Source organism: Campylobacter concisus (genome assembly GCF_002913545.1).
Classification (GTDB): Bacteria; Campylobacterota; Campylobacteria; order Campylobacterales; family Campylobacteraceae; genus Campylobacter_A; species Campylobacter_A concisus_AV.
Map to the genome: position 1 here is coordinate 1 of NZ_PPBR01000050.1, position 469 is coordinate 469.

Sequence of the window (469 nt, forward strand, 5' to 3'; positions counted from 1 at the left end):
TCCAGCTTATTACAACGACGAAGCCCTAAGGATCGAGTTTTGTGGCGATGGGATCGATGCGATGTATCATTTTGACGTGCTTGATAACAAAAGGCTAAAGGATAACCCTAAATTTACGCTTTATGCCACCAGCCAGTTCATCGTAGGCGCTGATAGGCTAAAGATCGCTATGAAAGAGATCGAAGAGGAGCTTGATATTCGCTTGAAAGAGTTTAACGAGCAGGGCAAGCTAGTCGAGGCGCAGAGGCTAAAGCAAAGGGTGGAGTTTGACCTCGAGATGATGGCCAGTACGGGCATGTGTAAAGGCATCGAAAACTACGCGCGCCACCTAACCGGACAAAAGCCTGGAGAGACGCCGTACTCGATGTTTGACTACTTTGAGATAAGCGGCAAAGACTATCTAGTCATCGTCGATGAGAGTCACGTGAGTTTGCCACAGTTTAGGGGCATGTATGCAGGCGATAGGAGC

1 pseudogene is annotated in these 469 nt (G+C 48.4%); it reads left to right on the plus strand.

Going from position 1 to position 469, the window contains the following annotated elements:
• Positions 1 to 469, plus strand: a pseudogene (locus tag CYP05_RS03580) (excinuclease ABC subunit B); the annotation flags it as partial.